Here is a 14,467-nt window from a genome sequence, read left to right on the forward strand (position 1 = left end):
TTAGGCGACCCCCAATCTTTGTAATGCATTTTCTTCAGACGGTTCAAGACGAATGATCTTAAACAATCCTGACATTTCAAATAACCGGTTTACAGAAGGGGATATCGCACATACCACCATTTCTCCATGCTTTTGCTTAATCTGCTTGTATCGACCCAGAATGACACCCAAACCTGAACTATCCATAAAGCTTAATTCCTCTAAATTCAAAATGATATGCTTCACATTCTCACTTTCAATCAGGTTTGAAGCTTTTTCCCTGAGTTCATCAGCGGTATGATGATCCAACTCACCACTTAAACGGACACACAGTACATCTTTTTTGACTTCTAAGTTAATAGCAAGACTCACTATCAGAAAGCCTCCTTCTCTGTCGTATAGTGAGTCATTTCGCTATTTTATTAGTGAATTCCTTCTCCATGACAAAACTAGAAGGAATTCGTCATAATTAGTGGTTATTTTCGGCGGTTGTTACTTTCCTACCATCGTGAAAAGTCCAAAGGATTTTTTATATAACTCCCACCAGCTGGCATCGTTCACATTTTTCTTGGCAACGAGGGTGCTTTCCACTACCTTTTTCCCTTTATTCATCACCACGAGTGTACCGACTTTGTCTCCTTTTTTAATAGGAGCTTTCAAATCTTTTGAGAGGGTGATCTTTTGTTCGATTTCGTCCAGTTTTTCACCTTTTTGGGTAAGAAGTGAAATCGGCTCCTCCGTTACGGCTTCCACCTTATTCTCCTTCCCTTTCGACACCTTCACCTGGGCCAGGGAATCACCTTTTTTGAATAGAGGCTTGGTGGAATACTGATTGAAGGCATAATCCAGCATTTTACTGACTTCATTGTTCCGCTCCTTCGGCGTTGGTGCACCGAACACGACTGCGATCACTCTCATATTGTCTTTCTTCGCCGTAGCTGTCAGACAATATTTCGCTTCATTCGTGAAACCTGTTTTCAACCCGTCCACCCCGTCATAGAAGCGGACCAATTTATTCGTATTCACGAGCCAGAATTTTTTATCCGATCCTTCACGCAGGTAGGATTCATAGCTGCCCGTGAACTTTGTGATCCCGTCATATTTAAGAAGTTCCTTGGCCATCATGGACATGTCATGTGCCGAACTGTAATGATCTTTCGAAGGTAGACCTGTAGGGTTCTTGAAATGAGTGTCTTTCAACCCAAGCTCCTTCACCTTGTTGTTCATCTTCTCAACGAAGGCTTCTTCGCTTCCTGCAATATGCTCTGCCATGGCGACAGACGCATCATTGGCCGAGCCAATCGCAATCCCCTTCAGCATTTCTTCTACAGACATGCTCTCACCAGGCTCAAGGAAGATTTGTGATCCACCCATGGATGCGGCATATTCGCTTGCACGAACTTTGTCTTCCCACTTTATTTGACCCTTTTCAAGGGCTTCCATGATCAAGGTCATCGTCATGATCTTTGTCATGGATGCCGGTGCCAGCTTTTCATGGCTGTTCTTTTCGTATAGAACCGTTCCTGTGTCACGCTCGATTAATATTGCCGATTTCGCTACATCAGCCAATTCGGATTTCTTTTCCTGTGCAAATCCCATCGAAGGAAAAAGAAAAGCTGTCAAAACAAATGTCACCATTATATACGCTAAACGTTTCATCCAACTGTCCTCCAATCAAAATCTCGTTATTATTTCAATACTCATAGATCCATTTTTTCCATCCTCATCTTTTTTATACAAACATTGGTAAAAAAGTAGCGGGAGATGAAGGTGCTTGTGAGGTTGTCGGGAGGGAGTTTGTGTTGGTTCAGGGGAAAGAGATTGTTGGCAAATCGTGGTTTGATGGAGAAACGGGAACCTGAATTCGTAAAAATGTGAATCTAAGATGAGAAATGAGTATTTTGCTTGAGGATTTGGTCATTGGGATGGCTTCAGTTGGGGTTTGCATGCTTAAAAAGTGCCACTGTTTTTGATGATTGCGTCATTTTCAATTTTATTGCGTCATTTCCGTGAGCAATTGCGTCATTCTCTCCAACAATTGCGTCTCATTGTAAAAAATGGAAATTCCTTATCCGATCCGCATCAAAAAAAGCCCCTGCCAAAGAGAAATAATCTCTTCGGCAAAGGCCCTGGTTCTATAAAAATCAACCCGTGATTTCAGTATGAATCAACGTTGGTGCATCCACATGTTCAGATGTCACTTTAATGCTCTCATAAAGCTTCTCTTTCACATTGTCGATGTTTTCTTCATTGCTGTAGATGGTGGCAAGGGAATCTCCCGCTTTCACCTCATCACCAATTTTCCTGCGAAGTTCAAGACCGACGGCCAGGTCGATCACAGAATCTTTTGTTGCACGGCCTGCTCCAAGCCACATGGCAGCCGTTCCGACTGCATCGGCCACGATTTCAGATACATACCCGTCCTGTTTCGCTTCAAGCTCGATTTTGTACTTTGCTTGAGGCAGCTTGGATGGTTCATCCACAACAGATGGATCTCCACCTTGTGACTCAAGGAATACCTTGAAATTCTCTAGGGCTGATCCGTCTTCAATGGCTTTCTGCAATAACGCTCTCGCTTCTTCTAATGTCGATGCTTTCTCCGCAAGGAATACCATATGGCTTCCGAGGGTCAGGCAAAGTTCCGTTAAGTCCTCCGGCCCTTTCCCTTTTAACGTATCGATCGCTTCCTTCACTTCAAGGGCGTTTCCGATCGCATATCCGAGGGGCTGGCTCATATCGGAAATGACCGCCATCGTCTTTCTTCCGACGTTGTTCCCGATATTCACCATGGCTTTGGCAAGGTCCTTTGAATCGTCCAACGTCTTCATGAAGGCTCCGGCACCGGTTTTTACGTCCAGTACGATGGCATCGGCTCCCGCTGCGATTTTTTTACTCATGATCGAGCTTGCAATCAACGGAATGCTGTTGACCGTTGCCGTTACGTCGCGCAATGAGTACAACTTTTTATCAGCAGGCGTTAAGTTACCGCTTTGACCGATGACGGCAAGTTTATTCTTGTTCACTAAACGGATGAACTCATCGTTTTCGATTTCCACATGGAAACCTTCTACGGACTCAAGCTTGTCGATCGTTCCACCAGTGTGCCCAAGGCCTCGTCCGCTCATCTTCGCTACAGGGACACCGACAGATGCTACAAGCGGCCCAAGAACAAGGGTCGTTGTATCCCCGACACCTCCTGTGGAGTGCTTGTCGACTTTGATGCCTTCGATGGCAGACAAATCGATTTGATCCCCTGATTCGACCATGGCCATCGTGAGATCTGCCCGTTCCCTATCACTCATATCTTTAAAGAAAATGGCCATCGTAAGGGCGCTCACCTGATAATCAGGGATGCTTCCGTCTGTATACCCTTCCACGATGAACCTGATTTCTTCCGTAGATAATTCTTTTCCATCACGCTTCTTCTCTATTAAGTCAACCATTCTCATTGTGTTCACCCACTCTTTTCGATTTGATCAATCTGGCACAGCTTTTATAACGATTTCACAATCTCTTTCACATAGGAAAGAAAATTCGCACGAACCATTTCCGTCGTTTCCATGACTTCATCGTGGGAAAGAGGTTGATCCAGGATTCCCGCAGCCATATTTGAAATGCATGAGATCCCGAGAACCTTGATTCCTGCATGACGGGCCACGATGACTTCCGGTACCGTCGACATCCCGACTGCGTCACCGCCAAGGGTGCGGGCAAGACGGACTTCAGCAGGCGTTTCATAAGTAGGTCCGGTATTCCCTACATAAACACCTTCTTGCACTTCAATGGATAGTTTCTTTGCGATTTCTTTCGCTTTTTGACGAAGTTCTTTGCTATACGCTTCTGACATATCAGGGAATCTTGGCCCCAAGCGGGAGTCATTCGATCCAATAAGCGGATTGCCGCCCATATTGTTGATATGATCGGAAATCAGCATCAGATCCCCAGCCTGGAAGCTTTCGTTCACTCCGCCTGCTGCATTGGTCACAATCAATACCTCGACGCCCAGTTCTTTCATTACACGAACAGGGAAGGTCACTTTATCGAAACCATACCCTTCATAATAATGAAAGCGCCCTTGCATGGCGACGACTTCCTGCCCGGCTAATTGACCGAACACTAATTGACCGGCATGACCCGCAACCGTTGAAACGGGGAAGTCAGGAATCTCCTTATAAGGGATTTTCACCGAGTTTTGGATTTCATCAGCAAGCACACCCAGTCCGGATCCGAGGATCAATCCGACCTTCGGCTGTCCTGTATATTGATTTTTCAAGTGATTAGCTGCATTTTGGATGTTTTCGTAATTCATTTTATTACTCCTTTTCAACGTAAAGAGGAGGAAACGAGCCAGTGGTTCAGCTTCATCCCTCTCCTACTCGTATTTTTATTTTAATTTCGTCAAGAAGCTTTGGCCGAACTTCGGCATGGTCACATTAAAGTTATCCGCAACCGTTGCCCCGATATCGGCGAATGTTTCAGAGATAGGAAGTTCTTTCCCTCCAGCAAAGCGTTTTGAATAAACGAGAAGTGGAACGTACTCTCTCGTATGGTCCGTACCTGGAGCAGTAGGATCGTTCCCGTGATCAGCTGTAATCATCAGAAGATCATCTTCGGTCATTTTCTCGAACACTTCCGGCAGTCGGGCATCAAATTCTTCTAATGCTTTCCCATATCCCTCTGGATCGCGGCGATGTCCATATAAAGCATCGAAGTCCACAAGGTTCAGGAAGCTCAAGCCTGTGAAGTCTTGATCGAATGATTGAATGAGTCCGTCCATACCGTGCATATTATGCTTCGTACGAATTGATTCCGTCACCCCTTCTCCGTTGAAGATATCTGAGATTTTACCAATGGCGATCACATCGAAACCGGAATCCTTCAGCTCATTCATGACGGTACGGTTGAAAGGTTTCAGCGCATAATCGTGACGATTTGAAGTACGTTTGAATGCACCCGGCTCCCCGACGAAAGGACGGGCGATGACGCGTCCCACGAGATATTCCTCTTCTTTCGTGATTTCACGGGCAATCTCACAGATCTTATACTGTTCTTCGATCGGTATGATGTCTTCATGGGCAGCAATCTGCAGGACAGGATCAGCTGATGTATAGACGATAAGTGCCCCTGTTTCCATATGTTCCTTACCTAACTCTTCAATGATTTCAGTACCACTCGCAGGCTTATTTCCAATGATCGTTCTGCCCGTTTCGGCTTCAAGTCTTTTGATTAATTTCTCAGGGAAGCCTTCCGGATAGGTCTTGAACGGTTTATCAATATTAAGCCCCATGATTTCCCAATGACCGGTCATCGTATCTTTCCCGACTGACGCTTCCTGCATTTTTGTGTAGTAAGCAAGCGGCTTGTCTGCCTTTTCAATGCCCTTTACTTCTTTAATATTTGAAAGTCCGAGTTTTCCCATATTCGGCATGTCAAGGCCGTTCATATGCTCAGCGATGTGGCCAAGGGTATCCGACCCCTTATCGTTGAATAGTTCTGCGTCGGGTGCTTCTCCGATACCGACAGAATCCATTACAATCAAGTGAACCCGTTTGTATGTATAGTTACTCATCCAAGTAAACCTCCTATATATGATCCTTTTTAAAAAAAGCGGTTACATTTTTGATCTTCAAACGTATCATACCCTTATCTGCTTTATAGCAATCGACAGGATTTAACGTCAGAAGTCTGACATCTATATTCTACTTTTCCCTCTCAAAAAAAACAAGAGAGATCCCTTAAAGAATCGTAATTTCTTTATGGAATCTCCCTGCATTCAATTAAGCTCTTGGATGGAATTGTGAATAGACATCCTTTAAGCGCGTTTTCGTCACATGTGTATAGATTTGGGTGGTGGAGATGTCGGCGTGGCCAAGCATTTCCTGAACCGCCCTGAGATCCGCTCCATTCTCCAACAAATGAGTGGCAAATGAGTGGCGAAGCGTATGAGGCGTCAAATCCTTCTCAATATTGGCTTTCTTCGCAAGGGCCTTTAAATTCTTCCAGAAGCCCTGCCTTGTCAGCCCTTTCCCATGGTGATTGAGAAATAAATGATCATCACGGTGTTTCGTGCTCCGTAATTTCAAGCGGGCATCCCCAAGGTATTTCTCAAGGACATCCATGGCCGTCTGTCCGATCGGGATGATCCGCTCTTTATTCCCTTTCCCGACGCAGCGGACAAATCCCATCGTCAAGTGGACGTCATCCATTTGAAGCCCGATGAGTTCACTTACCCGTATCCCCGTCGCATAAAGGATTTCAAGCATGGCCTTGTCCCTCATCCCCAAGGGTGTCGATTCTTCTGGAGCTTCGAGTAGCGCCTCGACTTCAGCAATGCTCAAAATTTTCGGGAGTGTCCTCTCGGTCTTAGGCGTCTCGATATGCACAGTCGGATCTTGTTCCGTCGCCTTTTCCCTTAAGAGAAATTGATGAAAGGAACGGATGGATGCCACGTGCCGGGCAAGGGTCTTAGAGGATTTCCCCTGGCTTTTCAAATGGCCGAGAAATTGAAGGATATTCACTCTCGAAACGGCGTTCAATTCCGCTACTTCCTCAACCTTCGTCAAATATAGGGCATAATTCCTTAAATCGCGCTTATACGACTCGATCGTATTGTTGGCAAGCCCTTTTTCTACTATTAAAAAGTGCATGAAATCTTGAATATGGTCTTCCACACTGCATTACTCCCCGTTCATATAAAAAAATAATAACCGATCATACCAATGGCTTTTTTCCTCCGTCACGGAAGAATAAACCTTCACCGCTGCTCCCTCCGGCTCATCATATTTGTGATAGCCTTCGTATTCCTCACTGATCCACATGATACCATAGTAAAATAAAATCGTTGATCCCGTAAATAAAATAAATACCTTAATGGTCTGCCATACCATTTGAACCCCTTTTATCATCCTGTCGTCCTCCATATTCACTGGTACTAACGCCTATTAATACAAGCTATGACGTTTTTGAACCGTTTTATACCTTATGGAGTCAGAAACTTGCGAAAAATGCCATCAGAGTATGAAAAAAAGCCTTAAAGAATATGTATAGGATGTTTCGCATCGAAACAACACAGGGGTCTTTAAGGCTTTCCGGGATCATTTTATTCTTCTGGGTCCTCTTCTTTATCCTGGCATCTTGAACAAATGCCATGAAAAGTAAGGCGGTGATCTTTTATTTTAAACTTCCAATCTCGTTCGACAATCGTTTCCACATCTTCCAAGAGATCTTCTTGAATTTCATCGACCGCTCCACATTCTATGCACACCAAGTGATGATGAAAGTGGGCTGCCCCTTCTTGCCTGAGATCATAACGCGATACACCATCGCCAAAATTGATTTTATCCACAATTTTCAGTTCAGACAGCAATTCCAACGTACGATATACGGTTGCCAGTCCGATTTCCGGAGATTTTTCCTTAACGAGGAGGTATACATCTTCGGCGCTGAGGTGATCTTCTTCATGTTCCAATAACACGCGTACCGTTGCTTCGCGCTGTGGCGTAAGCTTGTAGCTGGCAGAATGAAGCAGTTTTTTTATTCGTTCAATGCGGCTTTCCATAGTCCTCGCCTCCCTCGTCAATGTCTTTACTATTATATCAAAACGGGAGGAATAAGCAAAATAAAATTATTATAATTAAACAAATAAAACGATTCTTATGTAAGAATCATTTTATTTCAATTTCGATATGACCGCTTCCATTAAATTAGGAGAAAGATAGGCTTCAATACTTGCGGCAACGGTGACAATCCCGAGGGCCACCACCATGAAAATGACGTACCTTGATAGAAACGGGATCATCTGGAATTGCATGGACGACGTATGTCTCATAAAAATCTTCCGGATCAACGTAAGGGAAAAGTTTGCGCTGATGGCCCCGATAAAGATGAACGCCGGGATAATGATGATATTCTGTGGCAGTACGCTTACGAAAGATAATAAAAACCCGCTCCAGCCCATTTGATTCACAAGAAACCCGACGGAAAACCCAACCACGACACCTTTCATGAATAACAGAACGAAGATGAGGGGCAGTCCAATGATCGAGATTCCAAGGAGCCACATCAACCCGAGATACTTTACATTATGAAGGAAGCTCTGACGGAAAAGCTCTTCTGCTGACGTCATACTCCCGTCCTCCATTTCACTGAAGAACTTACTCAAATAAAAATACAGGTCCTCCTTTTGGGCAAAAGAAAGGGAATTGACGACGATTGCACCAAAAATGATCCCCATTAAAAACAATGTAATGATAAATAAATAGATCGAGGAATGTGCTTGTACATGTTGAACGAGTGGATTTGAATTTGATATTTTTTTGCGCATCACAATGCTCCTCCCAGATATCGATTACTAATCTATATGTTTGGAGGGACATGTTTATTCTATTCTATTGAACTTCCATCATGATAAACGTATAATCATAGAAACCTTATTGTGGAAGTGGAGGAATCATTATGAAAAATCCAAGTCTAATCGAGTTTCCTGATCGGATCGAAACTCCCCGCCTTTACATCAGACCGTGCATGCCCGGTGACGGAGCCGACGTGTTTCGTGCCATCTCCGAATCAAGGAATGAATTCATACCGTGGCTTCCCTTCGCCCGTAAAGAACAAACCCTTGAAGATGTGGAAGCCGGTGTCCGGGATTCCTATGGGGAATTCATCAAAAAAACCGACATCCGACTACATATCTATTTGAAAGAAACAAATGAATTTGTTGGCTCGACTGGACTTCACCGCATCGATTGGGACGTACCCAAAGTGGAAATCGGATATTGGCTATACACGAAGCACACTAAAATGGGGTATATGGCAGAAGCCGTGAAGGCGTTAACCCATTACGCCCTGCACGACCTATCCTGCAAACGCGTGGAGATTCGCTGCGATGAGAGAAATACAGGTTCACGAAAGGTACCTGAAACACTGGGGTTCATGCTTGAAGGGATCTTAAGGCAAGATCGTCTAGATGAGAGCGGGACAGAGACACGGAATACATGTATCTATTCTCTGATTCCCGGGGACCTCGATTAAGAGTCGATGACTGGATGGAGTGAGGCTTGCTGGGGCTGGTCCAAAAAAGCCGGGCCCTGTCTCAACCAGGGCCCAACCATTTCCTCTTACTTAATAAACTGCTGCAGTTGCAGATACTGAACGGCATATGCCGTTTTGGCATCATGAATTCGCTGTTCCTTTATAAGCTGTGCCGCTTCTTCCACTGTCACTTCCATTAACTGTACAAATTCATCTTCATCCGCTTCTTTTGACTCCTCGATCATATACAGATCGTGGGCGATATACAAGTGAACGAGCTCATCCGCAAATCCTGGTGATGTATAAAACGAGATAAGATGCTCCAGATTCCCGCAGCCATACCCCGTTTCTTCTTCCAATTCACGGAGGGCGGTTGTATCCGGCTCTTCCCCCGGCTCTAGTTTTCCTGCAGGGATTTCGATGATGGATTTTTCCAGCGCTTTACGATACTGCTCCACCATCACCATTTTCCCTTCCGGTGTCAGTGCGATGACCGCTACAGCTCCAGGGTGCTTGATCAGTTCCCGCTTGGACGTCTTGCCGTTTGGAAGCTCCACTTCATCCACTTGAAGATCAATGATTTTCCCTTGATAGATTGTTTCCGTTATGATCGTCTTTTCTTCAAATTTTTTCATCGTTCAACTCTCCTTGTTCTGTCATTGACCTTGTCCTCATACATTTTACCATATCCCATTCGAGGATCGAGGTGAAACCCCTTGAAGGTGATGGCTGAAAAAGACCGGATCATCCTGGTAGGGAAGGCATGGGAAATCAAAGCCAAACTGAAGCAATATGGTCAAACGTATGCCACGGTGAAGGAATGGATAGAAGCCAATCGTTGAAACCGACCGTTTCCTTTGTTTATTCGTGCTCACTTTCGTTAATATAATAACGAGTACGAATTCCCGAAAGGAAGGATACAATGGAAAAAAGACAAATAGGAAACTCCGATTTATTTGTATCAAAGATGGGACTCGGTTGTATGTCTCTTGGAACAGAAGAGAGTGCTGCCAGGGATATTGTGCAGCATGCGTTGGAAAATGGGATCAACTACCTTGATACAGCCGATTTATATGACTTTGGTCAAAATGAAGAAATTGTGGGGAAAGCCATCAATAAGGTCCGAGATGACATTATTCTTGCCACCAAGGTAGGAAATCGCTGGGATGATGTGGAGGATGGCTGGCGCTGGGATCCTTCCAAATCCTATATCAAATCTGCCGTGAAGGACAGCTTATCACGCCTGAAAGTGGACTATATCGATCTTTATCAGCTTCATGGGGGGACGATTGAAGACCATTTTGAAGAAACGATCGAGGCATTTGAAGAATTGAAGAGTGAAGGTTTGATCCGTCACTATGGAATCTCCTCCATCCGGCCGAATGTCATTAAGCGATTCTTGAAGAGTGCTTCCATTGAGAGCGTCATGATGCAGTACAGCTTACTCGATCGCCGCCCGGAAGAATGGATGGACCTGCTCGATGAAAATAAGGTGAGTATTGTGGCACGCGGACCTTTGGCAAAAGGACTGCTATCTGAAAAGATGCTTTCCAAAGCGTCTGCCAAAATGAAAGAAAATGGATATCTCGACTATTCTTATCTAGAGCTTGAAGAAACACTGAAGTCCATTCATGGAAAAATGGGGGACACCCGTTCAATGAACGAACTGGCCCTGCAATATGATCTCGCTCATGATTCGGTCGCTGCCGTGATTCCCGGGGCAAGTTCTGTACAACAGCTTCAGGAGAATATCGATGCTGTGAATGCAGCACCATTATCTCCCGAAGAACTTGACATGCTTAAACAATTAACCAAATTGTCACGGTATGAGCAACACAGGGACTGAGTGAACAAAAAATAAGCGGGTCAGGGATTTTAATTTCCTGTCCGCTTATTTTTTTTGGACCAGTTTAACGCCCTTTTCTCAAGTTCCTTCACAAATTGGTCTTTCCCTTGGATGTAGCTTTCCATGTCATTTGGGAACTTTAATGCCAGGCTTGATTTCAGTTCACCGTATTGATGGGCTTCCGGACGGTTTTCCCTTAAAAAATCACGAAATGCTAAGTGCCTGATCACATGGTCGATTCCATTAGGGAAAATATGAAGATGAACGGCCCTCTTATTCCCTTCTCCCTTATAAAAAAATCGGCGGTTCGGGATGCCATGCTCGCCTTTTCCGACAAAACCCAGTTGACTGAACCCTTCTGTCTGCTCATCAATGATCTCTATGTCAGGGACTTCTATAAGGAGATCAATGATCGGCTTAGCCGCTAAACCCGGGACGGAGGTTGAACCGATATGATGGATGGTTGCGTCAGGAAGAAGCTTATTCAGATTACGTTTTTCATTTTCAAATTTCTCTTTCCATACTGCTTGATGAGGCACTACTTTTACATCTCTCATCAATCCTTGTAATTCTTCCAATTCATATTGCTTTCATTCAGCAGCTCTTCAAAGCTCTTATTCTTTTCCCGCTGCTTTTTCTCTTCTATTTTCCGAATACGCTCTTCTTCCTTCTTCACAGATTCTACCTTTTCAAGCTCTGCTTTCTTCTGCTTCAATTGTTCGAAGAGATCCTGGTTGATCGAATTCTTTAATGTCAATTCCGCTTCCTGCTTCTTTTTCTTGGACATGTGGTGATTCCCCCTATCTGTCATAGTTATAAATCTTTTTTTGGTTTTAGTCAAAACCCGGGCTCAAAAAAAGCCGGTTACAAGGGTTGCATCCCTTATAACCGGCTTCCTCCATCAATAAGCTTCAAGTACTACGTCATCGCCAACGATCAACGTCGCATCCGTGGATGATTGGATATCTTCCACAGAGAAACCGTTCGCCACTTCACGAAGCAGTAACCCCTCATCCGTCACATCCATCACGGCACGGTCCGTTATGATCCGATGCACGACGCCTTTACCTGTCAGGGGCAAGGTGCATTCTTTCAGGATCTTGCTTTCACCGGCTTTATTGACGTGTTCCATGATGACGATGATGCGCTGGGCTCCGTGAACGAGGTCCATCGCTCCGCCCATTCCCTTGATCATCTTCCCTGGGATCATCCAGTTGGCAAGGTCACCGTTTTCGGCTACTTCCATCCCGCCCAGGATGGCGATATTGATATGTCCTCCGCGGATCATCCCGAATGATTCCGAACTATCAAAGTATGCAGAGCCCGGAATCGCCGTAACGGTCTCTTTCCCGGCGTTGATGAGGTCGGCATCGACTTCGTCTTCGGCTGGATAAGGGCCGATTCCGAGTAATCCATTTTCAGATTGAAGGACAACCTGTTTGTTTTCAGTGATATAGTTGGCGACCAGTGTCGGCATCCCGATTCCTAAGTTGACATAGAAGCCATCTTCAATTTCCTTTTCTGCTCTTCTTGCTATTCTTTCACGCATTTTGGCACGATCCATCCGTTCCACTCCCCCTTCTATGCTTGCTTCACTGTTCTTCTTTCAATGCGTTTTTCCTGATCTGCCTGAATCAGTCGCTGAACGTAGATGCTTGGTGTGTGGACTTCATTCGGATTGATTTCCCCGATTTCCACAAGCTCCTCCACTTCGGCGATCGTCACTTTTCCTGCAGCTGCAATCATCGGATTAAAATTTTGCGCCGTTTTGTTATAAATCAGATTCCCCATCTTATCGGCCTTCCACGCTCTAACAAGGGAGAAATCTGCGGTGTAGGCTTCTTCCAGCAAATATTCTTTTCCATTAAACGTGCGTGTTTCCTTTCCTTCTGCTACCGGTGTCCCGACTCCTGCCGGCGTGTAGAAGGCAGGGATCCCTGCGCCGCCTGCACGGATCTTCTCGGCAAGCGTCCCTTGGGGAACCAATTCCACTTCAAGTTCTCCCGATAAGACCTGACGTTCAAACTCTTTGTTTTCTCCGACATAGGAGCCGATCATTTTATCGATTTGTTTATTTTTCAGCAGTAAACCGAGGCCCCAATCGTCTACTCCACAATTATTGGAAATGACGGTCAGGTTTTTCACACCTTTTTCTACAAGGGCCAGGATGAGTTTCTCGGGGATTCCGCACAGACCGAATCCTCCGACCATTAATGTGGCTCCATCATGGATGTCAGCCACCGCTTCATCATATGAAGTGTATACTTCTTTCATTGTTTTCCCTCCTCGAATCTGGATCTTTCCAATTCCTTATTTATGAAGTTCAACGACTGTCGCCACTCCCTGGCCTCCACCGATACAAAGGGTAGCCAATCCGTTTTGAACGCCTCTTTTCTTCATTTCGTGAATCAGTGTCACAAGAATGCGTGTACCACTTGCTCCAATCGGATGGCCCAGTGCGATGGCTCCCCCGTTCACATTGAGGGCATCCTTTTTGAATTGAAGTTCCTTATCCACCGCCAACGACTGGGCGGCAAAGGCTTCATTCGCTTCAATCAGGTCCATGTCTTCGATCGACAGTTTTGTTTTTTCCAATACTTTTTTCACGGCGGCAACAGGACCGATCCCCATGATGCTCGGATCTACACCTGCATTGGCGTTCCCCTTGATCGTCACCAGCGGCGTGATGCCGAGTTCATCGGCTTTCTTCTTCGACATGACGACTACTGCAGCGGCTCCATCATTGATGCCGGAAGCGTTCCCCGCTGTCACCGTTCCATCTTTTTTGAAGGCTGGACGCAGACCGGAAAGCTTCTCGGCCGTCGACCCTTTACGCGGGAATTCATCCTGGCTGAATACGACCGGATCCCCTTTTCTTTGCGGGATCGTGACCGGAACGATTTCATCGTCAAATCGGCCGGATTCAATGGCAGCAGCAGCCTTTTGCTGGCTCCAGGCCGAGAATTCGTCCTGTTCTTCACGGGTAAGGGAGTAACGGTCACATAGATTCTCTGCCGTCACACCCATGTGATAATCATTGAAGGCACACCATAAGCCGTCTGAAATCATGCTGTCGACCACTTTCTGGTCTCCCATTTTAAATCCTTCCCTTGCTCCCTGGAGTAAATAGGGAGCCTGACTCATATTTTCCATTCCACCTGCAACGATGATATCTGCATCCCCTGAAAGGATTGCCTGTGTTGCGAGATGAACCGTCTTTAATCCTGATCCACATACTTTATTTATCGTCATGGCAGGTACCTGCTCAGGCAGTCCTGCTTTGATGGATGCTTGACGGGCTGGATTTTGACCCAATCCTGCCTGCAACACATTCCCCATGATTACTTCATCCACATCATTACCGCTTAAGCCAGCCTTTTCAAGGGCATCTTTGATCACAATCGCTCCAAGTTCCGGAGCAGAAATACCTTTTAACGATCCGTTAAAGCTTCCGATGGCTGTGCGTACTGCACTTACGATGACAACTTCATTCGACATCTTTCTTCCTCCCTTTCTCTTCTGACTGATCGATTTGCTGATATTCACTCAAAACAGTTCCACTTTAACTCATTCTATGTAAGCGGTTAAATTCCTCTAAATTTGTCAAAAAAT

Annotated in this window: 18 protein-coding genes; 3 read left to right on the top strand and 15 right to left on the bottom strand. The window is 45.3% G+C overall.

What is annotated here, in order from left to right:
• The 9 genes from spoIIAA to spoIIM form a co-directional block, all read right to left on the bottom strand.
• Positions 1 to 351 carry an anti-sigma F factor antagonist gene (gene spoIIAA / locus CN378_RS16465; RefSeq protein WP_044340116.1) on the bottom strand — a complete coding sequence of 117 codons (351 nt, stop codon included), beginning with the start codon at positions 349 to 351 and terminating at the stop codon, positions 1 to 3.
• Positions 352 to 471: 120 nt separating this feature from the next.
• Entirely contained in the window at positions 472 to 1,638 is a 1,167-nt protein-coding gene (locus CN378_RS16470; protein ID WP_098353587.1) for a D-alanyl-D-alanine carboxypeptidase family protein, read from the bottom strand.
• A 485-nt stretch (positions 1,639 to 2,123) separates the two neighbouring features.
• On the bottom strand, positions 2,124 to 3,428 hold the full coding sequence (locus tag CN378_RS16475) for a pyrimidine-nucleoside phosphorylase (RefSeq protein ID WP_098353588.1): 1,305 nt from the start codon (positions 3,426 to 3,428) through the stop codon (positions 2,124 to 2,126).
• A gap of 44 nt (positions 3,429 to 3,472) precedes the next feature.
• Positions 3,473 to 4,288 carry a purine-nucleoside phosphorylase gene (locus tag CN378_RS16480; RefSeq protein WP_098353589.1) on the bottom strand — a complete coding sequence of 272 codons (816 nt, stop codon included), beginning with the start codon at positions 4,286 to 4,288 and terminating at the stop codon, positions 3,473 to 3,475.
• A gap of 75 nt (positions 4,289 to 4,363) precedes the next feature.
• Entirely contained in the window at positions 4,364 to 5,548 is a 1,185-nt protein-coding gene (gene deoB, locus CN378_RS16485) for a phosphopentomutase (RefSeq protein ID WP_098353590.1), read from the bottom strand.
• A gap of 208 nt (positions 5,549 to 5,756) precedes the next feature.
• Positions 5,757 to 6,650, bottom strand: a complete 894-nt coding sequence (xerD, locus tag CN378_RS16490) for a site-specific tyrosine recombinase XerD (RefSeq protein ID WP_098353591.1) — start codon at positions 6,648 to 6,650, stop codon at positions 5,757 to 5,759.
• Positions 6,651 to 6,656: 6 nt separating this feature from the next.
• Positions 6,657 to 6,884, bottom strand: coding sequence for a YqzK family protein (locus CN378_RS16495; protein WP_098353592.1), 228 nt, complete (start codon positions 6,882 to 6,884; stop codon positions 6,657 to 6,659).
• A gap of 194 nt (positions 6,885 to 7,078) precedes the next feature.
• The gene (gene fur, locus CN378_RS16500; RefSeq protein WP_098353593.1) at positions 7,079 to 7,537 is read right to left on the bottom strand and encodes a ferric iron uptake transcriptional regulator; all 459 of its coding nucleotides are present in this window, start codon (positions 7,535 to 7,537) and stop codon (positions 7,079 to 7,081) included.
• A 111-nt stretch (positions 7,538 to 7,648) separates the two neighbouring features.
• Positions 7,649 to 8,302 carry a stage II sporulation protein M gene (gene spoIIM, locus CN378_RS16505; RefSeq protein WP_098353594.1) on the bottom strand — a complete coding sequence of 218 codons (654 nt, stop codon included), beginning with the start codon at positions 8,300 to 8,302 and terminating at the stop codon, positions 7,649 to 7,651.
• A gap of 131 nt (positions 8,303 to 8,433) precedes the next feature.
• Between spoIIM and CN378_RS16510 the strand changes: the two genes are divergently transcribed.
• Complete coding sequence (locus CN378_RS16510) at positions 8,434 to 9,009, top strand: GNAT family N-acetyltransferase (RefSeq protein WP_098353595.1); 576 nt, start codon at positions 8,434 to 8,436, stop codon at positions 9,007 to 9,009.
• 86 nt (positions 9,010 to 9,095) lie between these two features.
• Here CN378_RS16510 and CN378_RS16515 read toward each other — a convergent pair whose 3' ends face one another.
• A complete protein-coding gene (locus CN378_RS16515; RefSeq protein WP_098353596.1) occupies positions 9,096 to 9,644 on the bottom strand; it encodes an NUDIX hydrolase in 549 nt (182 codons plus the stop codon).
• Between the two features lie 90 nt (positions 9,645 to 9,734).
• Between CN378_RS16515 and mciZ the strand changes: the two genes are divergently transcribed.
• Both mciZ and CN378_RS16525 read left to right on the top strand, forming a co-directional pair.
• Complete coding sequence (mciZ, locus tag CN378_RS16520; RefSeq protein WP_098353651.1) at positions 9,735 to 9,851, top strand: Z-ring formation inhibitor MciZ; 117 nt, start codon at positions 9,735 to 9,737, stop codon at positions 9,849 to 9,851.
• 80 nt (positions 9,852 to 9,931) lie between these two features.
• Entirely contained in the window at positions 9,932 to 10,855 is a 924-nt protein-coding gene (locus CN378_RS16525) for an aldo/keto reductase (protein WP_098353597.1), read from the top strand.
• A gap of 29 nt (positions 10,856 to 10,884) precedes the next feature.
• Here CN378_RS16525 and CN378_RS16530 read toward each other — a convergent pair whose 3' ends face one another.
• The 5 genes from CN378_RS16530 to CN378_RS16550 all read right to left on the bottom strand — a co-directional run bounded on the left by CN378_RS16530 (position 10,885) and on the right by CN378_RS16550 (position 14,353).
• Positions 10,885 to 11,433, bottom strand: a complete 549-nt coding sequence (locus tag CN378_RS16530) for a GrpB family protein (RefSeq protein ID WP_257141175.1) — start codon at positions 11,431 to 11,433, stop codon at positions 10,885 to 10,887.
• Entirely contained in the window at positions 11,412 to 11,642 is a 231-nt protein-coding gene (locus tag CN378_RS16535) for a YqkE family protein (RefSeq protein WP_098353598.1), read from the bottom strand. The genes CN378_RS16530 and CN378_RS16535 overlap by 22 nt, the downstream gene beginning before the upstream one ends.
• 114 nt (positions 11,643 to 11,756) lie before the next feature.
• Positions 11,757 to 12,404, bottom strand: a complete 648-nt coding sequence (locus CN378_RS16540) for a CoA transferase subunit B (RefSeq protein WP_483295097.1) — start codon at positions 12,402 to 12,404, stop codon at positions 11,757 to 11,759.
• A gap of 32 nt (positions 12,405 to 12,436) precedes the next feature.
• Positions 12,437 to 13,129, bottom strand: coding sequence for a CoA transferase subunit A (locus CN378_RS16545; protein ID WP_098353600.1), 693 nt, complete (start codon positions 13,127 to 13,129; stop codon positions 12,437 to 12,439).
• A 36-nt stretch (positions 13,130 to 13,165) separates the two neighbouring features.
• Positions 13,166 to 14,353: an acetyl-CoA C-acetyltransferase gene (locus tag CN378_RS16550; protein WP_098353601.1), complete on the bottom strand. Its 1,188-nt coding sequence runs from the start codon at positions 14,351 to 14,353 to the stop codon at positions 13,166 to 13,168.
• Positions 14,354 to 14,467: the final 114 nt, after the last annotated feature.

The sequence above is a fragment of the Bacillus sp. AFS015802 genome (assembly GCF_002561455.1).
Classification (GTDB): domain Bacteria; phylum Bacillota; class Bacilli; order Bacillales; family Bacillaceae_B; genus Rossellomorea.

What these genes read in the sequence shown, in the direction of transcription:
- CN378_RS16470 (WP_098353587.1), bottom strand. Translation starts at nt 1,638, where the DNA reads ATGAAACGTTTAGCGTATATAATGGTGACATTTGTTTTGACAGCTTTT.
- CN378_RS16525 (WP_098353597.1), top strand. Translation starts at nt 9,932, where the DNA reads ATGGAAAAAAGACAAATAGGAAACTCCGATTTATTTGTATCAAAGATG.
- CN378_RS16550 (WP_098353601.1), bottom strand. Translation starts at nt 14,353, where the DNA reads ATGTCGAATGAAGTTGTCATCGTAAGTGCAGTACGCACAGCCATCGGA.
- CN378_RS16540 (WP_483295097.1), bottom strand. Translation starts at nt 12,404, where the DNA reads ATGCGTGAAAGAATAGCAAGAAGAGCAGAAAAGGAAATTGAAGATGGC.
- spoIIM (WP_098353594.1), bottom strand. Translation starts at nt 8,302, where the DNA reads ATGCGCAAAAAAATATCAAATTCAAATCCACTCGTTCAACATGTACAA.
- CN378_RS16535 (WP_098353598.1), bottom strand. Translation starts at nt 11,642, where the DNA reads ATGTCCAAGAAAAAGAAGCAGGAAGCGGAATTGACATTAAAGAATTCG.
- fur (WP_098353593.1), bottom strand. Translation starts at nt 7,537, where the DNA reads ATGGAAAGCCGCATTGAACGAATAAAAAAACTGCTTCATTCTGCCAGC.
- CN378_RS16480 (WP_098353589.1), bottom strand. Translation starts at nt 4,288, where the DNA reads ATGAATTACGAAAACATCCAAAATGCAGCTAATCACTTGAAAAATCAA.
- CN378_RS16475 (WP_098353588.1), bottom strand. Translation starts at nt 3,428, where the DNA reads ATGAGAATGGTTGACTTAATAGAGAAGAAGCGTGATGGAAAAGAATTA.
- CN378_RS16495 (WP_098353592.1), bottom strand. Translation starts at nt 6,884, where the DNA reads ATGATAAAAGGGGTTCAAATGGTATGGCAGACCATTAAGGTATTTATT.
- CN378_RS16545 (WP_098353600.1), bottom strand. Translation starts at nt 13,129, where the DNA reads ATGAAAGAAGTATACACTTCATATGATGAAGCGGTGGCTGACATCCAT.
- CN378_RS16515 (WP_098353596.1), bottom strand. Translation starts at nt 9,644, where the DNA reads ATGAAAAAATTTGAAGAAAAGACGATCATAACGGAAACAATCTATCAA.
- mciZ (WP_098353651.1), top strand. Translation starts at nt 9,735, where the DNA reads ATGGCTGAAAAAGACCGGATCATCCTGGTAGGGAAGGCATGGGAAATC.
- CN378_RS16510 (WP_098353595.1), top strand. Translation starts at nt 8,434, where the DNA reads ATGAAAAATCCAAGTCTAATCGAGTTTCCTGATCGGATCGAAACTCCC.
- deoB (WP_098353590.1), bottom strand. Translation starts at nt 5,548, where the DNA reads ATGAGTAACTATACATACAAACGGGTTCACTTGATTGTAATGGATTCT.